Genomic DNA, 21,404 nt, shown 5'->3' with positions numbered 1-21,404 from the left:
AAAGCTAGCGGCGCAACGCCTCCTCGACCGAGCGTCAAAGCTAGCGGCGCAACGCCTCCTCAAGCGCGCGCCTGACGAGGACTTTGACGAGCTCGTGGCGATACTCGGCGCTTGCGAACGCGTCCGATGGAGGACGGGTGTTCTCGTCTGCGCGCTCGGCCGCCTTCGCTGGATCGGCGCCGCGGGCGAGCTCCTCCTCGACGCCCGAGGCGTGCATCGGCCGGTCGGCCATGTTCGTCAGCGTCACCGCCGCTGGCGCGCCGTTCGACGCGAGCGCGGCGACTCCGACGAGCGCCCAGTCCTGCGCGCGTCGATTGAACTTCACGTAGCTCCACCCTCGCCCGGCGGTCGTGGGCACATGAATCTCGGTGACGACCTCGTTCGACGCGAGATCGGGCTCGAACAGCCCGCGGAAGAAATCGTCGGCCTTCACCGTCCGGTTCGCGCCGTTCGGACCGCGCACGGTCATCTCGGCGCCGAGCGCGAGCAACACTGCGGGCATGTCGCCGGCCGGATCGCCGTGCGAGACCGAGCCGCCGATCGTTCCGACGTGCCGCACCTGCGGGTCGCCGACCTTGCTCGCGGCGTACGGGAGGATCGGGCACACCCGCTGGAGTAGCTCGCTGTTCGCCACGTCGTGGTGGCGGGTCAACGCGCCGATCGCGATCCTGTCACCGTCCTCGCGGATGTACTTCAGCTCGCCGATCCGCGTGATGTCCACCAGCATCGACGGACTCGCCAGACGCAGCCGCATCAATGGCAGCAGCGAGTGGCCGCCAGCGAGGATCTTGGCGCCCTCGTTCTGATCTAGCAGCGCGATCGTTTCGTCCACCGATCCGGCGCGCTCGTACTCGAACGGTGCTGGGATCATGCCCCACCCTCCTTCGCCGCTCGGATCGCTCGCCAGACGTTCTCGGACGTAGCGGGCCGATCGATCTCCGTTACCCCGAGGTGCGACAGGGCGTCGACGACGGCGTTCAGCACCGCCGGAGGCGAGGCTATCGTCCCCGTCTCGCCAACCCCCTTGATCCCGAGCTCGTTCGTCGTCGAGGGCGTCACGTGGGTCCCCGTCACGATCGACGGAACTTCCGTGGCCGCCGGAACCGCATATGTGCTCATGTTGGAGCTGAGGAGCTGCCCGTTGGGGTCGTAGACAGCTTCCTCGTACAGCGCCTCCGCGATCCCCTGGATGACGCCGCCGACCACCTGGCCATCGACGATCTGCGGGTTCACGATCGGACCCACGTCGTCGACCGCGACGTACTTCACAACCTCCACATCGCCGGTCTCGGTGTCGACCTCGACTGCGCAGATGTGCGCCCCGAACGGGAACACCAGGTTCTTCGGATCGAAGAACGCGGACTCCTCGAGTCCCGGCTCCATCTCATCGGGCAAGTTATGACCCCGCCACGCCGAGAAGGCGAGCTCTCCGATGGTTCTCGTGACGGCCGGCGCGCCCCTCACGTGAAACCCTCCGGCCTTGTAGTCGAGGTCGCTCGCCGCCACCTCGAGCTCGTGCGCCGCGATCTTGCGCGCCTTCTCGATCACCTTCTTGCAGGCGCGGGAGACCGCGGGTGTCCCGACCGCCGCGCTCCGACTGCCGTAGGTGTCCCAACCGCTGGGGGCGATGTCGGTGTCACCGAACAGCACCTCGACGTCGTCGACCGGAACGCCGAGCTCGTCGGAAACGATCTGCGCGAACGTGGTCTCGTTGCCTTGGCCGTGTGGGGTGGTTCCGACGACCAGCACCACCTTCCCCGTGGGGTGACAGCGCACCGTTGCGGCCTCCCATCCGCCGCCGGCGTACTTGAGGACGCCACCGATGACGCGGGACGGGCCCCACCCGCAGTTCTCGAGGTAGGTCGAGAAGCCGATCCCGAGCTGCCTCAGGTCTCCGCTGTCCCGGCGGGCCTGTTGCTCCTTGCGGAGCTGGTCGTAGTCGAACAGCTCCAAGGCCCGGTCGAGGGTCGCCGGGTAGTTGCCGGAGTCGATCGTGAGCCCGCCGACCGACGCGGTGGCCTCGGTGAACGGCGGCACGAAGTTCATGCGCCTGATCTCCACCGGATCCTTGCTGACACGCCGGGCGAGCGCATCGATCGCACGTTCGATCGCGTTGGTTGCTTCGGGCCGCCCCGCCCCCCGGTACGCATCAACCGGGGTCGTGTTGGTGAAGACCCCCTCGATCTGGATCTGGTACGCCTCGCCCTGGTAGCAACCGCAGTACAAGAAGGCTCCGAGCACCGGCGTCCCCGGCGCGATGATCCGCAAGTACGCGCCCATGTTGGCGAGGACGAGCGTGCGGTAGCCGAGGATCTTGCCGTCTTCGTTCGCGGCGAGCTCGATCTTCTGGACCTGATCGCGGCCGTGATGGGTGGCCAGGTAGCCCTCCGACCGGGTCTCGGTCCACTTGATGGGCCGGCCGAGCCGCCGAGCGAGCTCCAGCGCCAACGCCTCCTCCGGGTACACCTGGAGCTTCGAGCCGAACCCACCTCCAACGCGTGGCGCGATGATCCGCAGTTTCGACTCCGCAATCCCCGTGGCGATCGCCATCGCCGTCCTGACGATGTGTGGGATCTGGGTCGAGGTCCACATCGTGAACTGGCCCGAAGCCATGTTCGGCTCGACGAGGATCGCCCGCGGCTCCATGGCGTTGGGCACCTGCCGCTGTACGCGGTAGTGCTCCTCGACGACAACGGGGGCCCCCGAGAACACCTTGTTGACGTCGCCATTGGTGAGCTTCCAGCTGTAGCTGCGGTTGGTGCCGAACTCATCGTGCACGAGCGGGGCCCCCTCGGCGAGCGCGGCCTCCACCTCGACGACTGCCGGCAGGGGGTCGTAGTCGACCCCGATCATCTCGGCGGCGTCTTCCGCGAGCGCCCGGGACTCGGCGACGACGACCGCGACTCCGTCGCCCTGATAGCGGGCCTTCTCCGCCGCGAGCGGGTAGTGCGACGGGTTGTTGATGTCCTCGGTGACCGGCCAGGCCATGAGCAGCGGGCCCGCCCACTCGAAGTCCCGGCCGGAGAACGCGGCGACAACCCCGTCCATGGCCAGGGCGTTCGATACGTCGACGCTCTTCACCCTCGCATGCGCGTACGGGCTCCGGACGACGGCCATCCACAGCATCCCCTGCAGGCTCAGGTCGTCGGTGTACCTGGCCCTTCCGGTGAGGAACTCTGGATCCTCCTTTCGGAGGACAGGGCTCCCGACGGATCTCTCCGTGACTGCTATCTCGGCTCCCCCCTACGCCTTCGCGCCGCTCATCTCGTCAGCGGCGTCGAGGATCGACTTCACGATGTTGTGGTAGCCGGTGCAGCGGCACAGGTTGCCCTCGAGGGCCTCGCGCACCTGCTCCTCCGTGGGATTGGGGTTCTCGTCCAGATAGCCCTTCGCGGCCATCACCATGCCCGGCGTGCAGTACCCGCACTGCAGCCCGTGGTTGCGATGGAACGCCTCCTGGATCGGATGCAGCTGACCGTCGCTGGCCAGCCCTTCGATCGTCGAGACGTCACGGCCGTCGGCCTGTGCGGCCAGCAGCGTGCACGACTTCACTGACTCTCCGTCGAGCAAGACAGTGCATGAGCCGCACGAGGACGTGTCGCAACCGACATTCGTCCCCGTGAGCCCCAGTGTCTCCCTGAGGAGATAGACGAGCAGTGTGCGCGGTTCGACGTCGGCTTCCCGCGCAACCCCGTTGACGGTGACCGAGACATGCGTCACGGCTTCCCCTTTCCGGCGCGGAACGTGAGGACCTCGATCGTAGCCCTGGGCCGTTCGAGGCGCGAATCGACGAACCTACGGCGCTGACGGCCGGGGCGCGGGGGGGCGATTTGACCGGCCGAATCCGCTGTTCGATAGTCGATCCGCTATCGCACGGCACGCGTAGTACCTCGAAGCCTTGGCGCACATCGACGACCCGTCGACGTCCCCGGCGGAAGGCAGCTGCCTCGCTACCGCCGGGCTCGCCACGAGGGGCCTCGCCGCCTCGGCCATCTGACAGGAGGTTCGCGATGCTTCCTGCACGGTTCGAGTACCACCGCCCCGCATCGCTCGACGAGGCGTTGGGACTGCTCGGCTCGCTCGACGACGCAAAGGTCCTCGCCGGCGGGCAGAGCCTCATCCCGGTTATGAAGCTGCGGTTCTCCGCGCCCTCACATCTGGTGGACGTCAACCGCCTACCGGACCTTGACCGGATCGATGTCGACGACGGGACGTTGCGGATCGGCGCGCTCGTCCGTCACGGCCAGATGGCCCGATCCGAAGTCGTCGAGGCCCGCCACCCGCTCCTCTCCTCAACGGCGCCGCAGATCTCCGACCCGCTCGTGCGGAACCTCGGGACCGTGGGCGGCTCGCTCGCCCACGCCGATCCGGCCGGCGACTGGGGGTCGGCGATGCTCGCCGCGGGCGCGAGTGTCGCGTTGAGAGGCACGCGAGGCGAGCGCGAGGTCCCCGTATCGGAGTTCCTCGTCGACATCTTCACCACTTCGATCGAGCCCGACGAGCTCCTCACCGAGGTGCGCGTCCCGCTGCCGAAGGCGAAGCTCGGCGGCGCGTACCTCAAGCTCGAGCGGAAGATCGGCGACTTCGCGACGGTCGGCGTCGCCGTTCAGGTCGAGATGGCGAACGGGACGATCGACCGCGCCGGCATCGGTCTCACCGGCGTGGGATCGAAGAACATCCAGGCGACCGACGCCGAGCGTTCCCTGGCCGGCGCGGAGCCGACCGAATCGGCGTTCGCGGAAGCGGGTCGTCTCGCCGCGGCCGCGTGCGATCCGGTCAGCGACATCCGCGGCTCGTCCGAGTACAAGCGCAACGTGGTCGAGGTGTACGTCCGACGGGGGCTCGCCCGCGCGGTGGACATGGTTTAGGGGAGAGACACATGGAGATCACGGTCACGATCAACGGCACCGAGCGAACCGCCGACGTCGAGCCGCGAATGCTGCTCGTTCACTTCATCCGCGACGTCGCCGCACTCACGGGAACGCACGTCGGCTGCGACACGACCAGCTGCGGGGCGTGCACCGTTCTCCTCGACGGCACGCCGATCAAGTCGTGCACGATGTTCGCCGTCCAGGCCGACGGTCGCGAGGTCACGACCGTCGAGGGCCTCATGTCGGATGGGCAGCTGCACCCGATCCAGGCCGCGTTCAAGGAGGAGCACGGCCTGCAGTGCGGCTTCTGCACGCCGGGCATGATGCTCGTCGGCAAGGCGCTTCTCGATCGGAACCCGCGGCCGACCGAGGACGAGATCCGCTGGGAGATCTCCGGCAACATCTGCCGCTGCACCGGATACATGAACATCGTGAAGGCAATCCAGACCGCCGGCGCGACTAGTTAAGGGGACTCGACATGGCCACCGAGACCGAAGAGATCCGTGGCATCGGACACAACGTCCGGCGTAAGGAAGACGACCGGCTGATCCGAGGCAAGGGCACGTTCGTCGACGACGTGAAGCTGCCGGGGATGCTGCACATGGCGATCCTTCGCAGCCCATACGCGCACGCAACGATCAACGGGATCGACACGTCCAAGGCGGGCGCGCTGCCCGGCGTCGTCGCCGTCGTCACCGGCGAGCTCATGGCACAGCACAACCTGGCGTGGATGCCGACGATGTCCTACGACACTCAGGCGGTGCTGGCGACCGACAAGGTCCGGTTCCAGGGGCAGGAGGTCGCAGCAGTCATCGCCGAGGACCCGTATGTGGCCCAGGACGCGCTCGAGCTGATCGAGGTCGACTACGAGCCGCTCGAGCCGGTGGTGACGCCGCAGCGCGCATTGGAGGCGGATGCGCCGGTCATCCGGACCGACAAAGAGGGAGTCACTTCCAACCACATCTACCACTGGGAGAGCGGCGACAAGGACGCAACCGACGCGGCGTTCGCGAGCGCGGACGTCGTCGTCAGCCTCGACACGTTCTACCCGCGCTCCCATCCCGCCCCTGTCGAGACGTGCGGCTGCGTGGCCGACGTCAACCCGGCGACGGGCCAAGCGACGATCTACATGACCTCACAAGCGCCACATGCGATCCGGACAGTGTTCGCGTTGGTGGCGGGCCTGCCCGAGGAGCGCATCCGGATCATCTCCCCGGACCTCGGGGGTGGGTTCGGTAACAAGGTGCCGGTCTATCCCGGCTACGTCGTGGCCACCGCGGCCTCGCTGCTGCTTGGCCAGCCCGTCAAGTGGATCGAGGACCGCACGGAGAACCTGATCTCGACGGGGTTCGCGCGCGACTACCACATGCGCGGCGAGATGGCGCTCTCGCGAGAGGGGACGATGAAGGGGCTACGCGTGTCGCTGCTCGCGGACGAGGGCGCGTTCTACGCCGATGCGCAGCCCACGAAGTTCAAGGTCGGGCTGTTCCACATCGTCACCGGCTCGTACGACGTTCCTGCCGCGCACGTCTCCGCGGACGGCGCCTACACGAACAAGGCACCGGGCGGCGTCGCCTATCGCTGCTCGTTCCGCGTCACCGAGGCGTCTTACATGATCGAGCGCCTCGTGCAGAACGCCGCCTACGAGCTCGAGATGGATCCCGCGGACCTCCGCAAGAAGAACTTCATCCGCAAGGACCAGTTCCCGTATCGCTCCGCGACCGGGTTCGAGTACGACTCCGGCGACTACGACGGGGCGATGGATCTCGCGCTCGAGCGGATCGGGTACGAGCAGCTGCGTAAGGAGCAGGCCGCCGCTCGCGAGGAGGGACGGCTGCTGGGCATCGGCCTCGCCAGCTTCACCGAGGTGGTCGGCGCCGGACCCAGCCACGACTACGACATCCTCGGCCTGAAGATGAACGACGGCGCCGAGCTCCGCGTGCACCCGACCGGCAAGGCGATCCTCAAGATCAGCTCCAAGACGCAGGGCCAGGGCCACGAGACCACGTTCGCGCAGATCGTCGCGAACGAGCTCGGCATCCAGCCCGAAGACATCAAGGTGATGCACGGCGACACGGACAACACCCCCTACGGACTGGGGACGTACGCGTCGCGCTCAACGCCGACGGTCGGGGCGGCCACGGCTGTGGTCTCGCGCAAGCTTCGCGACAAGGCGATGAAGCTCGCCGCGCACCTGCTGGAGGCATCCGAGCAGGACGTCGAGTTCGAGCAGGGGCGATTCTTCATCCGCGGCGCGCCCGAGAACGCCAAGACGATCCAGGACGTCGCCCTCGCGGCGTACACGAACTTCCCGGACGGGATGGAGCCGGGGCTCGAGGGCGTCACGTACTACAACCCGCCGAACCTCACCTTCCCGTTCGGCACCTACGCCGTCGTCGTCGAGGTGGACGAGGAGACCGGCGTGTGGAAGGTCGACCGCGTCGTCGCGATCGACGACTGCGGCGTGCGGATCAACCCGATGATCGTCGAGGGCCAGATCCACGGCGGGCTCGCTGAGGGATACGCGATCGCGGCGATGGAGCAGATCGCGTTCGACGACGACGGCAATTGCATCGGCTCGAACTTCAGCGATTACCTGATTCCGACGGCGTGGGAGACGCCTCGGTTCGAGCTGGGAGCGACCGTGACCCCGTCGCCGCACCACCCGATCGGAGCGAAGGGAGTCGGCGAGTCGGCCACCGTGGGCTCCCCCGCCGCGTTCGTGAACGCCGTCATCGACGCCCTGTGGCACCTCGGCGTGCGGAACATCGACATGCCGCTCACATCGGCGAAAGTATGGGAGGCGATCCAGAAAGCGCGGGGGTAGCACAGTGAGCGAAGCGAACGTTGTGAGCCTAACTGGACCTGCGTCCGCTTGAAGGCAGAGGTCCTATCGCTCGCGAACGACCTCGCCGAGGCGGGCGAGCCGTTCGTCCTGGCCACGGTGGTGTGGCGCCGATCACCTTCCTCGGGGAAGGAGGGCTCGACGGCGATCGTCACGCGGGACCGCCGTGTCAGGGGATGGCTCGGCGGTGCGTGCGCCGAGCCGACCGTGATCCGGGAGGCGCTGAAGGCGCTCGACGAACGCACGCCGCGTCTGCTCTTCCTCGGCGCGCCCGAGGAGCTCGCCGCCCGCGGGCGGGAGGGCGTCGTGACGGTGCCGATCGCGTGCCAGAGCGAGGGAGCGCTGGAGGTGTACGTGGAACCGGTCCTGCCGCAGCAGCAGCTCGTCGTCATCGGGCGCTCCCCCGCCGTGGCGGCTCTCGCCTCGATGGCGGCCGCGCTCGGCTGGCGAACCGTGGTCGTGGACGACGGCGGAAACGAAGACGACTATCCGGATGCCGGCACGGTCGTCACCACGTTGGATCTCGAGGCCGCGGGCGTGTCCGACCAATCGTTCGTCGTCGTCGCGACGCAGGGGCATTACGACGAGGAGGCACTCGAACGCGCCCTGGGCACGCCAGCCGCGTACATCGGCTTGGTCGCGTCGCGGAAGCGCGCCGAATCCGTTCTCGGCTACCTCAAGGATCGGGGCGCATCCGATGAGTCGCTAGGTCGGGTGCACGCTCCCGCGGGGTTGGACCTTGGCACGATCGCGCACGAAGAGATTGCCGTGGCGATCCTCGCGGAGCTGGTGCGTGAGCGAGCTGCAGGCAACCTCGCGACGATGCCTGCACCCGAGATCGCTCGCCACGAGGAGATCGACCCGGTCTGCGGAATGACCGTCGACGTCGCGTCGGCTCGACATCGCTCCGTCAACGAGGGCACGACGTACTACTTCTGCTCGGCGGGATGCCTCGAACGGTTCGAGGCCGATCCGGCGCGGTTCGTCGTGGCAGGCGCGGAGCGGTAGCCGCCGCTCGCGCCTACCATCGAGCCGTGAGCGAGCTGACCGACGTCCTGCAGGCGATCGAGTCCCTCTCGGCTCGCGGCGAGAAATTGGCGCTGGCCACGATCGTCGCGGTTCGCGGCTCGACCTACCGCCGGCCGGGCGCGCGGCTGCTGGTACCGGAGGATGGAGATCTCGTCGGCAACATCTCGGGCGGATGCCTGGAGAACGACGTTGCCGACGTAGCGAAGATCGTGATGCACGAGGGCATCGCCAGGATCGTCTCGTTCGATCTCACCGCCGACGACGACGCAGTGTGGGGATGGGGGCTCGGCTGTAATGGCGCGTTCGAGCTGTTCGTCGAGCCCGCCGACAAGGCGGCCGAGGTCGCCGGCGCACTGCGCATGGCGCTCGAGGAGGAACGCCCGATCTGCATGGTCACGGTGTTGGAATCGGCCGCTCCGAACGTGGAGCAGGGCGACCGCATGCTCGTTCGTCCCGGCGGCGACGTCGAGCGTCCGTACCCCGACGAGACGCTCGCGGCGTCGGCGCGCGCGGCGGCGATCGAGCAGCTCGCGATCGAGCAGAGCGAGATCAGATCCCTCGCGGCGGGCGCCGGCGAGGCGCGGGCGTTCCTCGAGGTGCTCGAGCCGCCGCTTCGCCTGGTCGTCTGCGGCGCCGGGCACGACGCGATTCCACTCGTCCGGCAGGCGTCTGCGCTCGGGTGGAGCCCGGTCGTCGCGGACGACCGCCCGGAGTTCCTTTCCCTCGAGCGGTTCCCGGAGGCGGCCGGTTTCGTCCTGGTGGAGCGGCCCGACAAGCTCGGCGAGGTCGCGCCGATCGACGAACGGACGCACGTCGTGGTGATGACGCACAACTTCCTTCGCGACAAGGACTACGTGCGCTCGTTGCTCACGACGCCCGCCCGGTTCATCGCAATGCTCGGTCCCGCGGTGCGGACGGAGCGATTGCTGACGGAGCTCGCCGAGGAGGGCGCTGACCTCTCCGATGCCGACCGCCGCCGGATCCGCGGGCCGGCCGGCCTGGACCTCGGCGCCGAGGGGCCGGAGGAGATCGCCGCAGCGATCTGCGCGGAGATCGTGGCGACGAAGCGCGGCCGCGCGGGGGGCTTTCTCAAGGACCGGCCGGGACCGATCCACGATCGTCGCGCGCAGCAGCGATAGGCCTGCGCGCTCAGTACCAGACGTCCGGAGGGCCCTTGTACTCCTGGAGCGTGTTGCCGCCGTCCACCACCAGCGTCGCGCCGGTCACGTAGCTCGCCGCCTCGGACGCGAGGAACGCGATCGCCTGCGCCACTTCATCAGAAGTGCCGGCACGGCCGATCGGGGTGTTGCGGGCACCAACCTCCTCCTCGCGACTCTGTGACGACGTCTCGATCCATCCCGGCAGTACCGAGTTGCACGTCACGCCGTTCCGTCCGGTCTCGATCGCGGTCGACCGCATCAGCCCGTCCATCCCCGCCTTCGCGGTCGCGTATCCGGCACCCTCGGGATTCACCACGACCGGACCGGTGACGCTGCCGACCATCACGATGCGGCCGTATCGGCGTTCGAGCATGCCGGGAAGCACCGCTCTCGTGACGTGGAACGCCGTCCACAGGTTGAGCGAGAGGTCACGTTCGAACGCGCCGGCGTCGAGCTCGGCGACGGGGCGCGCGCGTTCCCTTTCGACCCCCGACTGGGCGAGGCCGGCGTTGTTGACGAGCACGTCGATCTGACCGAACCGCTCGAGGACCGCGTCGACCAGGGTCTCAGCCTGCGACTCGTCCGTGAGGTCCGCGGTGAACGCCGCGACGTCGAGCCCTTCCGCCTCCAGCCGGGAGGCACGCCCGTAGATCCGGTCCGTCGTCGAGGTGAGCGCGACGCGCGCGCCTTCGGTTCCGAGCAACCGCGCCGTGGCGAACCCGATACCGGTCGGGCTCCCGGCTCCCGTGACGAGCGCCACGCGACCGTCGAACCGCCCCATCTCGCGGCGGACGCTACCAGCACGTACGAGTAGGCTCCGCTGGACTCGCCCATGCAGATCGAGAACGAGTTCACGGTTCCCGCGCCGATCGACGAGGTCTGGTCGCACCTCCTGGACGTCGAGCGCGTCGCGCCCTGCATGCCGGGAGCCGAGCTCACCGAGTCGGTCGACGAGAGCACGTGGAAGGGCAAGGTCAACATGCGGCTCGGGCCGGTGTCCCTATCCTTCGCGGGCATCGTCACGATGGAAGATCGTGACGACGCCGCGCACCGCGTGGTCCTCCGGGCGAAAGGGATGGAGCAGAAGGGGAAGGGCGCGGCGAACGCGTCCGTCACGAGTTGGCTGGAGACGAGCCAGAACGAGACGACAGTGAAGATGGTCGCGGACGTTCAGCTAACAGGCTCGGTCGCCCAGCTTTCGCGCGGCCTCCTTCCGGAAGTCAGCCGAAAGCTGACCCGCGAGTTCGCCGAATGCCTGCGGACGAGCATGCTCGCCGGGGAGACCGAGCGCACAACGAGCTCGACGGCGACGGCTGCGCCTGCGCCCGGTCCGACGACGCCCGCCGCGATGAAGGCCAAGCCGATCAGCGGCCTCCGCCTCGGCCTGTCCGCGATCTGGGCGAGGATCCAAAGCCTGTTCGGCTCACGCCGGGCGTGATCTCCGCGATCGTTCTGGCGGCAGGAGCCGCCACGCGATTCGGGCGCACCAAGCAGGTCGAGAAGTTGCGAGGCAAACCACTCGCGCAGCACGCCGTCGACGCCGCAGCCGGGGCGGGCGTCGACGAGATCATCGTGGTGCTCGGACACGATGCGGAGCTCGTGGCATCGGCCGTCAGCCTGCCGAGTGCGGCTCGGACTGTGGTGAACGGGGACCACTCGAACGGGATGGCGAGCTCGCTCGCGGTCGGGCTTCGGGCCCTGAACGATCTGAGCGAAGCGGCGGTGGTGCTCCTTGCGGACCAGCCGGGGATCAGGAGCGACCACGTCGCCGCGCTCGTGCGCCTCTACGGTGACACTCGAGCGCCGATCGTGCGTATCCGGTTCCGCGATGCTCCGGGGCCGGCGCTCTTCGCTCGCAGCGTCTGGCCGGAGGTCGAAGCGCTGACCGGCGACACCGGCGCTCGTGTGCTGTTGGACGCGCAACCCGAGCGCGTCCAGTGGGTCGCTCTCGACGAGGACGCGCCGCGCGACGTCGACACGCCCGAAGACCTCGACGAGGCCTGAGGTCAGGAGATGCGAGACGCCCCGGCCCTTCTGACCGGGGCGTCTCTGTCTACAGCCAGGTCGGGAGGGCTAGCCGTAGAAGATGACCGTCACCTCGTTCAGAACCTCCCGTCTGACTTGGCGACGCCGCAGACCGCGCGCTTGTTGCGCGAACCGCGATATCGCCGCAGGTCGGTCACGACGCCTGTGGCGCGCAGCCAGGGAAGACAGGTTGAGCGGCCGCACGAAGCGACCTGCTCCCGGAGAGAACCTGCGACAACCCGGCCTCCAGCGCATCAGGGTCACGGCAGATCGGGCTCCGTGGAGACCCGTTCCCGCGCCAACCTTCGGACCCGTTATCGGCACGAGCGCGCTGCGACCTTAAAAGCTCAGCACGAAGGCCCGAGCCGACGATGCCGAAGCGCCGGCAGGCTTTCGCGGACCCTTGCGACCTCCGCCAGATCGAGGTCGGCCACGGTCACGCCGACTCCGTCGGTCGCGCGAGCCACGACTCGTCCCCAGGGGTCGACGACCATGCTGTTGCCGTAGTTCCTACGCTCGCGGCCTGGAGGACCCCACGTTCCCCACTGGGCGGCCGCGACGACGAAGGCCTGATCTTCGATCGCCCGCGCGCGAAGGAGCACGTCCCAATGGTCCTTCCCCGTCTCGAACCGGAACGCTGCGGGCACGAACACGATCGTCGCACCGCCGACGACGAGCTGACGGAACAACTCGGGGAACCGAACGTCGTAGCAGATGGTGAGCCCGACCCGGCCGAATTCGGTATCGGCGGTCACGACCTCGTCTCCGGGAGCAAAGACGAACGACTCTCGGCTGGGGACGCCTCCCGGCGGGTCCGCGTCGAACAGATGGATCTTGCGGTACGTCGCGACGAGCCGGCCGGCACGATCGAACAGCACGCTCGTGTTGAACACGCGATCGCCGTCGAGCTCGAGCACGCTCCCGCCGTGGATCCACATGCGGTTCCGGAGGGCCACCTCTGCGAGTCGCATCACCCGCGGACCGTCGAGCGCCTCCGCCGCCGCCCGCACTTGCTGCGCCGACCCCTGACAAGGCCACACCTCAGGAAGCGCGGCGAGATCGACTCCAGAGCTGGCGGCGACGTCCAGCAGATCGAAGATCTGTCGCTCGTTCGCCGCAACGTCCTCGCCGCAATTGGACTGACAGAGTGCGACGCGCACCCCTCGATGCTACGAGCCGGGCAGCCTCGAGATGATCCGGTCCCGAACCCAGCCTTCGAACGCGTAGGTGTCGAGGTCCTCGCGACCCACCGTCACGTCTACGTGGTCACCAACCGCCGCGACGACGCCGAACGAGATCCTGGCGGGGCCGTCACGGTCCTGCGGACGGAGCCGCACGTGCACCGATGCGAGCCAGGCTCCCGGCCTGCCGCCGATCCTCCGCGCAAGCGCCCCGGGACCCGAGAGGATCCCCGTGACGATTGGCGGTCCGCCCTCACGCATCTGCAGCTCGAGGTCGTCCACCTTCCCCGCCATGCGCCCGTCCGGATCGACGAGCTGGCGGTCGAGCAGCTCCAAGCCCGCCGACAGGACACGCGCAGCCCTCGATTCGTGATGGTCCTGTACCGAGCGTGGACGTTCGAGCCGGTCGGCGGCTACGCGAAGGCGCACGCGCTCCGGCTCGATCGCGGCGACATCGGACCAGCTGACGGCGCCCCGTCCGCCGTGACGCCTGTGGAAGTACCACGCCAGCGGCCAGGGCTCGGTAATGAACGGCCGCTCGTAGCCCAAACGCGATCCGAGGCCGAATTGCCCGATCACCAGCCGGTCCACGCGCAACGCAGCGCCGAACGGCCCGATCGGGGGACCGTCCTGCACGAGCCAGACGTCGCGAACCTTCCCGACGTCTGTTCCGTCGCGATCGACGAGGTGCGCGCCGAGGAGATCAGTAAGTCTCACGCACCACCTCGCGTCCACACGAGCAGTGGGATCGTCACGATCGAGACGAAGAGCAGGATCACGAGGTAGACGAACGCGATCGCGTTCAGCGCTTTGGAGTTCGTTCGCTCCCTCATATACGTTGGGTCGTTCGCCACGACGAGGATCGGGAAGTAGGTGAGCGGCAGCGCTGCCGCCGACAGAACAATCGAGTATTCAGTGATCTTGACTGGATCGATCGTCGTGAACGCCAGCGCAACGCCCCCCGCCAACGCGAGCAACACGACGACGTGGAACCGGGCGGCCTCACGCGGCCGCACGAACTTCCCCCACTGCCAGCCGAAGAACTGCGCGACGGTGTACCCGGCCGACAACGACGTCTCGAGCGCCGCACTGAAAATCGCCGCGAACATCCCGAAAAGCAGGAAGACCAGACCGATCCGACCGAGCGTGAGGGAGACGGGAAGTCCCATCTGTGACAGATGCCCCACCGAGATCCCACGCGGCAGGAGAAGAGCAGCGGCCATGCCCATGATCGCCAGGCTCAGGATCCCGCCGAGCGGAAAACCGACGAGGACGTTCGCGCGATTGGTGATCAAGTCACGCTCGGTCCAACCGTCTTCGACCGCGCCGGAGGAGAAGAAGAACACCTCGTAGGGAGTCATCGCGGCGCCTAGCAGTGCGACGCCGAAAAATGCATATGCCGTCCACGGTTCACCCGACGGCGGCCCGATGTGCGTCGCGGCTGACAGCGTGTCGCCGAAGCCGGGATCGAGCCGCCACAGTGCGAACACCGTCACCACAAGGGTCAGACCGGAAAGCCCGAACGCCTTCTCCATCACGCCAAACTTCACTTTCCACAGCACCAGCCACACTGCAACCGCCATCAGCGGCACCCACAGGATGTAGTTGAGACCGGTCACGAGCTCGATCACGAGAGCAAGTCCCGCCACCTCTGCGGCCAGCGTCAACAGGTTGATGAGGAACGATGCACCGAGATTGACGATTGCCCACCGCGCGCCCAGACGCTCGCGAATGATGTCGAAGACGGGTCGTCGGGACATCGTGGCGACGCGCCCTGCCATCTCCGCGTAGATGCAAATCCCGACGACACCGACGACGACGACCCATGCAAGGCGCATACCGAATCGAGCGCCGCTCTCGGCATTCGCCACGAGATCTCCCATGTCCACGAAGCCGCCGAAGGCGGTGAGGATGCCGAGGAAGACCTCGAACACGCGCCTCACGAGCCGAGTTCCTCGGCGAAGTCTTCGAGCTGACCCGCCTGGTCGGTGAGCGGATCGGCGAGCCGCGCCAAGTCCTCGAGGTCGGTCCGTCGCGCCGCGATGCGGAGACGCGCCAGACGATCGACTGCATCGTCGAGCATCGCGATCAGTTCGTCACGCAGCCGGTCGGACGCGCCGTCGGGCGGCTGGATCGAGGCGAACGAACCGCGCGCGCCGACCGCGTCACGTTCGGCGTCGGCGATCAGCACGGACGTCGTAGGTGGAAACGACCGTCCTCCCACAGCGACGCGGGCTCCGAGAATCGCTGTTCGCAACGCAGAGACGGTTTCCTCCGCGGCGGCGACGGCCTTGCCCTCGTACGTCTCGAACGTGCGTGCCGGGCCGACGCACGCGGGGCCCGAGAGGAAAACGAGGAGCGCGGCGGCGAAGGCGTGGCGACCGCGCCGACATGCGTCCACGTCGGCATGGTTCCACACTCACGATGCACCTCAAACGAGCCGGCGCGGGGCGACTACGATCGCGGCATGCCCGCCGGCCGGTATACCGTGCTCGACGGCGACGGGAACGCGGTCGGAACCGAAGATTTCCGGTGCGCGCCAGGCCCGATGGGATGGCGATACTTCGGCGAGATCGCCACGAACGCCCCCACGCCGCATCGAGAGATCGTCGACCTCGCCGTCGACGCATCGTGGCGGCCGGCGCGCACGCGGATCGAGACCGGCTCCCATCACATCCTCCTCTCCGCCGACGGTCATGCGCTGCGCGGCGACCTCGACGACGAACCCGTGACAACGAGGTGGGGGTCCGACTGGCACCTCGACTACTTGTCGCCGGCATACAACGCGGTGACGACGAAGCGACTGAGCGGCAGCGCCGAGATCGACGTGATCTACCTGGAGCCGGTCACGTGCGAGCCACGCGAGGAGCGGCAGCGGTATGAGCTCGCCGGGGACGAGGATGTTGACACGCCCGTCGGCCGGTTCGCCGCTCAGCGGTGGCGGTTCACCGCGCTGTCCACTGGATGGTCGCGCGAGCTGTGGATCGCCGGCGCTGTCGTGGTTCGGTTCGAGTCCCTCTACGAGCTCGAGTGGTTCGAGGCCGGCGCCAGCGGCGCGCAACCGGTGTCGTAGCTACTCGATCGACGACAGCGCCTCGTCGATGATGCCGAAGCCCTCCGCGAGCTGCTCCTCGGTGATGCACAGCGGCGGGTTCGTCATGATGCCGTTCCACCGCACCATCGTGTACAGGCCGCGTTCGTCAAGGAACTTGGAGATCGCCTTCATCTCGTCGCTCGTGCCGTTGTACGGCGCCATCGGCTCCATCGTCGCTCGATCTCGGACGAGCTCGACGATGCCGAACAGCCCGATGTTCCGCACGAGGCCGACCGAGGGATGCCGGTCGCGCAGCTCGCGATGATGGCCGGCCATGACCTCGCCGAGCTTGCGGGAGTTCTCGATCAGGCCATCCTCTTCATAGACGCGGATCGTGGCGAGCGCCGCGGCGAGTCCGAGCGGGTGGGAGTTATACGTGAGCCCGCCGGCGAAGACGTGCTCGTCGAAGTACGAGTACACCTTCGGCCGGAGTCCAACGGCACCGAGCGGAACGGCGCTCGACGTCAATCCCTTCGCCATCGTCAGGATGTCGGGGACGACGTCCCAGTGGTTCACGGCGAACCATTCGCCGGTTCGTCCGAAGCCGGACATCACCTCGTCGGCGATGAGGAGGATTCCGTGCCGGTCGCACAGCTCGCGGACGCCCTGGAGATATCCCTCCGGTGGGATCAGGATGCCGTTCGTCCCGGTGACCGGCTCGAGGATGAACGCCGCGATCGTCGACGGGCCCTCGAGCATGATCGTCTCGTCGAGGTAGGCGAGCGCCGCATCGGCGTTGTCGGCCGGTCGCCCGGTTCCGTGGTACGGGTCGAGGACGTGGACGACGCCGGGCATGCCCGGCTCGTTGGCCCATCTGCGCGGATCGCCCGTAAGGGTGATCGTCGCGTACGTAGCGCCGTGATAGCTCCTATACCTGGCGAGGATCTTCTGCCTGCCGGTGACGGCCTTCGCGATGCGGATCGCGTTCTCGTTGGCCTCGGCGCCACCGAGGGTGAAGAACACCTTGTCGAGGTCGCCGGGCAGCAGGTCGGCTAGCTTCTTCCCGAGCTTCGCGCGCGCCTCGGTCGTCATGAACGGGCTGATGTACGGAAGGACCTTCGCCTGCTCGGCGATCGCCTGCGCAACACGCGGGTCCGCATGGCCGATGTTCACGCCCATGAGCTGGCTGTTGAAGTCGAGGTACCGCTTACCGTCGACCGTGAAGAACTCCGAGCCGCGCGCCGACGCGACCGCGATGGGTCGCGTCGTTCCCTGCTGCTGCCAGTCATAGAGCGTGTGTCGCAGGCTCAGATCGACGATCTCTTGCGCGCTCAGCTCGCTCATGTGGACCTCCGTTCGGGACGTGCAGTCTAACGCCGGGCCATCCGCCTTCCTGAGCCCCGCTTAAGCGCGCTAGCATCGGAACACGCTTCCCCGAATGAAGGGAGCTCACCATGGAGCGGATCGGATTCTGGATCGGCGGCAAGATCGTCCCCGGCGAGTCGGGACGAACCGGACCCGTCTACAACCCGGCGACGGGCGAGCAGACGCACGAAGTCGATTTCGCCACGCCGCAGGAGGTCTCCAAGGCGGTCGAGGCGGCGAAGGAGGCGCTCCCCGGCTGGCGCGCCACATCGCTTTCCAAACGCGCGGACGTGTTCTTCCGCATCCGCGAGCTCCTCGAGGAGCGCAAGACCGACATCGCCCGCGCGATCACGTTGCAGCACGGCAAGGTGCTCTCTGACGCCGTCGGCGAGGTGCAACGCGGGCTCGAGAACGTCGAGTACGCGACCGGCATCCCCCACCTGCTCCAGGGCGCTTTCAGCGAGCAGGTCTCCACTGGCATCGACGTGTACTCGATCCGTCAGCCGCTCGGCGTCGTCGCCGGGATCACGCCGTTCAACTTCCCGGGCATGGTTCCCATCTGGATGTGCGCGAACGCGATGGCCTGCGGGAACACGTTCCTCCTGAAGCCATCCGAGAAGGACCCCGGCCCGGCGCTCGTCCTCGCGGAGCTGTTCAAGGACGCCGGGATCCCCGACGGCGTGTTCAACGTGGTGCACGGCGACAAGGTCGCGGTCGACGCGATCCTCGAACACCCTGACATCGCTGCGGTGAGCTTCGTCGGCTCGACCCCGATCGCGAAATACATCTACGCGAACGGCACCGCGAACGGGAAGCGCGTGCAGGCGCTAGGTGGTGCGAAGAACCACATGATCGTGCTGCCCGATGCCGACGTCGACATGGTTGCCGACTCGGCAGTCTCGGCCGGCTACGGTTCTGCAGGAGAGCGATGCATGGCTGTGTCCGTCATCACCTCGGTCGGGAAGGTCTCGGACCGGGTCGTCGAGGCGATCGCCGACCGCCTGCCGAAGGTGAAGGTCGGTCCGGGCCTCGAGCCCGAGTCAGAGATGGGGCCGCTCGTCACGCGCGAGCACCGCGACAAGGTGGCGTCGTACCTGGACAGCGGCCGAGCCCAGGGCGCGCAGGTGATCACAGACGGCCGTGAGCACGCGCTGTACAAGGAGAGTCCAGGGTTCTTCCTCGGCGTGTCGCTCATGGATCAGGTAACCCCCGAGATGGACGCGTACCGCGACGAGATCTTCGGGCCGGTCCTCTCGGTGGTACGCGCCGACACGTACGACCAGGCGGTCGATCTGGTGAACCGGAACCCGTACGGGAACGGCGTGGCGCTGTTCACCCGCGACGGCGGCGCGGCGCGGCAGTTCATCTTCGAGGTCGAAGTGGGCATGGTCGGCATCAACGTCCCGATCCCCGTTCCGGTCGCCTACTACTCGTTCGGAGGCTGGAAGGGCTCGCTGTTCGGCGATTCGCACATGTATGGGCCGGAGGGGATCCGGTTCTACACGCGCGGAAAGGTCGTCACGCAGCGCTGGCCCGACCCGGCGAAGAGCGCCGTCGACCTGGGGTTCCCGCGAACGCGGTAGCCGTCAGACGGCGGTTGCCGTCTCGGCAGGCGCGACGAACACCACCGTGACGTCGTCGTACCCGAGGTCGCCGAGGAGCTCGTCGAGCATCGTCCGCGTGTTTTCCTCGCCCATCGTGAGGAGCTCGCTGGTCGAGGCGGCATCCGCGAGCTGACGCTCGGCCGCGATCAGGAGATCGCGATCCGTGGTCGGCGAGTCGGTGAACATCCCACCGATGCGATCCAACACCCCGCGATCGCGGTCGATCACCTCTGTCGCCGAGTGATCGATCATCACGTCACTCAGATCCGGTTCCGGGAGCGTCACCGTCACGTCGCTCCCGGTCGCTCCGACGCTGATGTCGCCTTCGGTGATCCCGGAGAAATCGACGACCGCCTCGACGGACCCGACGGCGAGCATCTTCGCCCGCTCGCCCGCCAGCACCGCCGGCATGAACCGCACGTCGCGCTCGACGTCCACGAGCACGCTGTACGTGCCGGCCGCGGCGGTGTACTCCGAGACCGAGATGAGCTCGTCGAGGATCGCCGGATGAGCGCGCTCGACGCGACGTTCCGTGAACGGATTCTTCAGCGACAACCAGGACGGAAGCCCGAAGAACCCGGAGACCAACCCGAGCACGATCACGAAGACGGCCAGCCCGGCGCCGAACTTGATGGCCTTCATCTGCCCACCCTCCCTTGAAAGGCGGAACCTCCATAAGAATGTACCGAACCGAAACCCCTCCTGGACGGCACACGAGCTCAGAGGCGGTCACCGAACGCAGCGGTCCTGGCGGGCGCACAGAGGCAGTGCTCGAGCCGCATCGACGCGTTGTAGGTACCGACGTTCAGCATCGCCAGCACGTCGCCCTCACGGAGCTCGGGCAGGGCGACGCCCTCGCCCCACAGGTCGTCGCCCTCGTTGACGTTCCCGGCGATCGTGTACGTGCGGGACGAATCGGCGACGATCGCGCGCGTCAGGACGATCGGAACGAGGGCGTCGTAGATGAACCTCTCGGGCGCGACGACGTATCCGGCGTCGAGACCGGCGAACGGCACTCCGCCGCGTTCATCGATCGAGACGACCTCGGCGAGCAGAACGCCAGATTCCTTGCACAGGTAGTCCCCCGGCTCGCACGACACCGTCACACCCGGCGGTCCGAAATGCTTAGCGAGCACCGCGGCGAACGCATCCGCGTCCAACGGCTCGTCTTCGGGGCGCTGCGGTACGCCGAGTCCGCCACCGACGTTCAGCTCGACGATCTCGTGGCCCGCATCGCCGAGCCGGAGCGTCGTCGCGGCGACGCGTTCGACCGCGGTCTCGAACGCCCCGAGCCCGTCCGTGAGGAACCCATCGCCGACGTGGAAGTGGACGGTATCCATGCGTAGTCCGTGCTTGTTCGAAATGGCGAGCGCGTCGTCGATCTGTTCGTCGAGGATCCCGAACTTCGTCGGTTTGGCTCCGGCGTACAGCGACGCTCCGTCGGCCGCGTAGGGAGCGCCCGACCACGTCGCGCCCGCGCGAGGGTTCACGCGGATTCCGACCGAGGAGCCTGGGGCGCGTCGTCCCCACCGATCGAGCTGCGACAACAGGTCGAGGTTGACGTGCACATTGCTCTCGAGGAGCACATCCATGTCGCGTTCGGAGACGTTTGTTCCCGTGTAGCTGATTTCGTCGGCCGTCCATCCGTGCTCGATTGCATGGCGCACCTCGCCGGGCGAGCACGCGTCGATGCCCACGAATCCGAGCGCACGGACGAACGCCAAGACATCGGGGTCGCGCTGCGCCTTCAGGGCGAGGCGAAGTCGGAACGGCACGCCGACCCGATCGAACGCGTCGAGCAAGCACCGGGCCTGCTCCTCGATCCGCACGAGGTCGTACGCGAACACCGGCGTGCCGTGCTCACGCGCAACGGCTTCGGCATCGCGGCCGGCGACATACAGACGTCTGTCACGAACCTCCAGACCGGGCCGCTCCCACCACTCGCGCACGCGCCAAGGCTACTGGGCGTTTCCGTTCCACCCGCCTCGGGAACCTTCACGCCGTGATGACGGATAACGACCATGTTCACAACGAGCCGGGCCCTCGCGCCCAGGAGAAGCTCGGCGATTCCTCGGAGCCGGGACGTGCGCAGCCCGAGGCCGCGGAGGTCGAGAGCGCCAGGCTGCTCGCCAACCAGGCACGAGACGCGCTCGAGGCGCAAGGGCTGCAGGAAGACGAGATCCGGGCGCTCGCCGACGAGTACGTCGCCCTCGATCTCGGCGAGGACCTCGATGAGTTCATGGACTGGGCGAAGACGCGCGGCCCGCGGGAGCGCGGCACCGGTTAGAAA

General features: G+C 67.7%; 21 protein-coding genes. 10 read left to right on the top strand and 11 right to left on the bottom strand.

Going from position 1 to position 21,404, the window contains the following annotated elements:
• Positions 1-40: 40 nt before the first annotated feature.
• From VFA08_06535 to VFA08_06525, 3 genes are read right to left on the bottom strand one after another with little or no spacing between them, the layout of a single operon-like run.
• The gene (locus VFA08_06535; GenBank protein HYZ13250.1) at positions 41-871 is read right to left on the bottom strand and encodes a xanthine dehydrogenase family protein subunit M; all 831 of its coding nucleotides are present in this window, start codon (positions 869-871) and stop codon (positions 41-43) included.
• Positions 868-3,231, bottom strand: a complete 2,364-nt coding sequence (locus VFA08_06530; protein ID HYZ13249.1) for a xanthine dehydrogenase family protein molybdopterin-binding subunit — start codon at positions 3,229-3,231, stop codon at positions 868-870. Before VFA08_06530 ends, VFA08_06535 begins: the two co-directional genes overlap by 4 nt.
• A gap of 12 nt (positions 3,232-3,243) precedes the next feature.
• Positions 3,244-3,720, bottom strand: a complete 477-nt coding sequence (locus VFA08_06525) for a (2Fe-2S)-binding protein (GenBank protein HYZ13248.1) — start codon at positions 3,718-3,720, stop codon at positions 3,244-3,246.
• 290 nt (positions 3,721-4,010) lie between these two features.
• On the opposite strand from VFA08_06525, the gene VFA08_06520 reads away from it, so the two are divergent.
• Genes VFA08_06520 through VFA08_06500 form a run of 5 tightly spaced genes read left to right on the top strand, consistent with a single transcriptional unit; the run spans position 4,011 to position 9,884 of the window.
• A complete protein-coding gene (locus tag VFA08_06520; GenBank protein HYZ13247.1) occupies positions 4,011-4,868 on the top strand; it encodes a xanthine dehydrogenase family protein subunit M in 858 nt (285 codons plus the stop codon).
• An 11-nt stretch (positions 4,869-4,879) separates the two neighbouring features.
• Positions 4,880-5,338 (top strand): (2Fe-2S)-binding protein, encoded by a 459-nt coding sequence (locus VFA08_06515; protein ID HYZ13246.1) that lies wholly within the window; start codon positions 4,880-4,882, stop codon positions 5,336-5,338.
• A gap of 11 nt (positions 5,339-5,349) precedes the next feature.
• Positions 5,350-7,698: an aerobic carbon-monoxide dehydrogenase large subunit gene (locus VFA08_06510; GenBank protein ID HYZ13245.1), complete on the top strand. Its 2,349-nt coding sequence runs from the start codon at positions 5,350-5,352 to the stop codon at positions 7,696-7,698.
• Between the two features lie 48 nt (positions 7,699-7,746).
• On the top strand, positions 7,747-8,724 hold the full coding sequence (locus VFA08_06505; protein ID HYZ13244.1) for an XdhC family protein: 978 nt from the start codon (positions 7,747-7,749) through the stop codon (positions 8,722-8,724).
• Between the two features lie 26 nt (positions 8,725-8,750).
• Positions 8,751-9,884, top strand: coding sequence for an XdhC family protein (locus VFA08_06500; protein ID HYZ13243.1), 1,134 nt, complete (start codon positions 8,751-8,753; stop codon positions 9,882-9,884).
• 10 nt (positions 9,885-9,894) lie between these two features.
• Here the strand turns inward: VFA08_06500 and VFA08_06495 are convergent, their stop codons facing one another.
• Positions 9,895-10,686: an SDR family NAD(P)-dependent oxidoreductase gene (locus tag VFA08_06495; protein HYZ13242.1), complete on the bottom strand. Its 792-nt coding sequence runs from the start codon at positions 10,684-10,686 to the stop codon at positions 9,895-9,897.
• A gap of 51 nt (positions 10,687-10,737) precedes the next feature.
• Here VFA08_06495 and VFA08_06490 point away from each other — a divergent pair, with 51 nt between their 5' ends.
• Both VFA08_06490 and VFA08_06485 read left to right on the top strand, forming a co-directional pair.
• The gene (locus VFA08_06490) at positions 10,738-11,343 is read left to right on the top strand and encodes an SRPBCC family protein (GenBank protein HYZ13241.1); all 606 of its coding nucleotides are present in this window, start codon (positions 10,738-10,740) and stop codon (positions 11,341-11,343) included.
• The gene (locus VFA08_06485) at positions 11,340-11,909 is read left to right on the top strand and encodes a nucleotidyltransferase family protein (GenBank protein ID HYZ13240.1); all 570 of its coding nucleotides are present in this window, start codon (positions 11,340-11,342) and stop codon (positions 11,907-11,909) included. Before VFA08_06490 ends, VFA08_06485 begins: the two co-directional genes overlap by 4 nt.
• A 368-nt stretch (positions 11,910-12,277) precedes the next feature.
• Here the strand turns inward: VFA08_06485 and VFA08_06480 are convergent, their stop codons facing one another.
• Genes VFA08_06480 through VFA08_06465 form a run of 4 tightly spaced genes read right to left on the bottom strand, consistent with a single transcriptional unit; the run spans position 12,278 to position 15,512 of the window.
• On the bottom strand, positions 12,278-13,090 hold the full coding sequence (locus tag VFA08_06480) for a carbon-nitrogen hydrolase family protein (GenBank protein ID HYZ13239.1): 813 nt from the start codon (positions 13,088-13,090) through the stop codon (positions 12,278-12,280).
• A 9-nt stretch (positions 13,091-13,099) separates the two neighbouring features.
• Positions 13,100-13,828, bottom strand: a complete 729-nt coding sequence (locus VFA08_06475; GenBank protein HYZ13238.1) for a hypothetical protein — start codon at positions 13,826-13,828, stop codon at positions 13,100-13,102.
• Positions 13,825-15,054 carry a divalent metal cation transporter gene (locus tag VFA08_06470; GenBank protein ID HYZ13237.1) on the bottom strand — a complete coding sequence of 410 codons (1,230 nt, stop codon included), beginning with the start codon at positions 15,052-15,054 and terminating at the stop codon, positions 13,825-13,827. The genes VFA08_06475 and VFA08_06470 overlap by 4 nt, the downstream gene beginning before the upstream one ends.
• The gene (locus VFA08_06465; GenBank protein ID HYZ13236.1) at positions 15,051-15,512 is read right to left on the bottom strand and encodes a hypothetical protein; all 462 of its coding nucleotides are present in this window, start codon (positions 15,510-15,512) and stop codon (positions 15,051-15,053) included. Before VFA08_06465 ends, VFA08_06470 begins: the two co-directional genes overlap by 4 nt.
• Positions 15,513-15,578: 66 nt before the next feature.
• On the opposite strand from VFA08_06465, the gene VFA08_06460 reads away from it, so the two are divergent.
• The gene (locus VFA08_06460) at positions 15,579-16,184 is read left to right on the top strand and encodes a hypothetical protein (GenBank protein ID HYZ13235.1); all 606 of its coding nucleotides are present in this window, start codon (positions 15,579-15,581) and stop codon (positions 16,182-16,184) included.
• Here the strand turns inward: VFA08_06460 and VFA08_06455 are convergent, their stop codons facing one another.
• Positions 16,185-17,489 carry an aminotransferase class III-fold pyridoxal phosphate-dependent enzyme gene (locus tag VFA08_06455; protein ID HYZ13234.1) on the bottom strand — a complete coding sequence of 435 codons (1,305 nt, stop codon included), beginning with the start codon at positions 17,487-17,489 and terminating at the stop codon, positions 16,185-16,187. It abuts the gene before it with no gap.
• A 110-nt stretch (positions 17,490-17,599) separates the two neighbouring features.
• Between VFA08_06455 and VFA08_06450 the strand changes: the two genes are divergently transcribed.
• A complete protein-coding gene (locus VFA08_06450; GenBank protein HYZ13233.1) occupies positions 17,600-19,093 on the top strand; it encodes a CoA-acylating methylmalonate-semialdehyde dehydrogenase in 1,494 nt (497 codons plus the stop codon).
• Between the two features lie 3 nt (positions 19,094-19,096).
• Here the strand turns inward: VFA08_06450 and VFA08_06445 are convergent, their stop codons facing one another.
• Positions 19,097-19,756, bottom strand: a complete 660-nt coding sequence (locus VFA08_06445; protein HYZ13232.1) for a DUF4230 domain-containing protein — start codon at positions 19,754-19,756, stop codon at positions 19,097-19,099.
• A 77-nt stretch (positions 19,757-19,833) separates the two neighbouring features.
• Complete coding sequence (locus VFA08_06440; GenBank protein HYZ13231.1) at positions 19,834-21,063, bottom strand: diaminopimelate decarboxylase; 1,230 nt, start codon at positions 21,061-21,063, stop codon at positions 19,834-19,836.
• Positions 21,064-21,119: 56 nt separating this feature from the next.
• Here VFA08_06440 and VFA08_06435 point away from each other — a divergent pair, with 56 nt between their 5' ends.
• Positions 21,120-21,401 carry a hypothetical protein gene (locus tag VFA08_06435; protein HYZ13230.1) on the top strand — a complete coding sequence of 94 codons (282 nt, stop codon included), beginning with the start codon at positions 21,120-21,122 and terminating at the stop codon, positions 21,399-21,401.
• Positions 21,402-21,404: the final 3 nt, after the last annotated feature.

It is taken from the genome of Actinomycetota bacterium, assembly GCA_035640355.1.
GTDB lineage: Bacteria > Actinomycetota > UBA4738 > UBA4738 > HRBIN12 > CALGFI01.
This window is presented reverse-complemented; position numbering and strand designations above follow the sequence as displayed.

Excerpts from the sequence above, each read along its gene's own strand:
- VFA08_06445 (HYZ13232.1), bottom strand. The coding sequence starts at position 19,756 with ATGAAGGCCATCAAGTTCGGCGCCGGGCTGGCCGTCTTCGTGATCGTG.
- VFA08_06490 (HYZ13241.1), top strand. The coding sequence starts at position 10,738 with ATGCAGATCGAGAACGAGTTCACGGTTCCCGCGCCGATCGACGAGGTC.
- VFA08_06495 (HYZ13242.1), bottom strand. The coding sequence starts at position 10,686 with ATGGGGCGGTTCGACGGTCGCGTGGCGCTCGTCACGGGAGCCGGGAGC.
- VFA08_06535 (HYZ13250.1), bottom strand. The coding sequence starts at position 871 with ATGATCCCAGCACCGTTCGAGTACGAGCGCGCCGGATCGGTGGACGAA.
- VFA08_06510 (HYZ13245.1), top strand. The coding sequence starts at position 5,350 with ATGGCCACCGAGACCGAAGAGATCCGTGGCATCGGACACAACGTCCGG.
- VFA08_06460 (HYZ13235.1), top strand. The coding sequence starts at position 15,579 with ATGCCCGCCGGCCGGTATACCGTGCTCGACGGCGACGGGAACGCGGTC.
- VFA08_06435 (HYZ13230.1), top strand. The coding sequence starts at position 21,120 with ATGACGGATAACGACCATGTTCACAACGAGCCGGGCCCTCGCGCCCAG.
- VFA08_06455 (HYZ13234.1), bottom strand. The coding sequence starts at position 17,489 with ATGAGCGAGCTGAGCGCGCAAGAGATCGTCGATCTGAGCCTGCGACAC.
- VFA08_06515 (HYZ13246.1), top strand. The coding sequence starts at position 4,880 with ATGGAGATCACGGTCACGATCAACGGCACCGAGCGAACCGCCGACGTC.
- VFA08_06450 (HYZ13233.1), top strand. The coding sequence starts at position 17,600 with ATGGAGCGGATCGGATTCTGGATCGGCGGCAAGATCGTCCCCGGCGAG.
- VFA08_06520 (HYZ13247.1), top strand. The coding sequence starts at position 4,011 with ATGCTTCCTGCACGGTTCGAGTACCACCGCCCCGCATCGCTCGACGAG.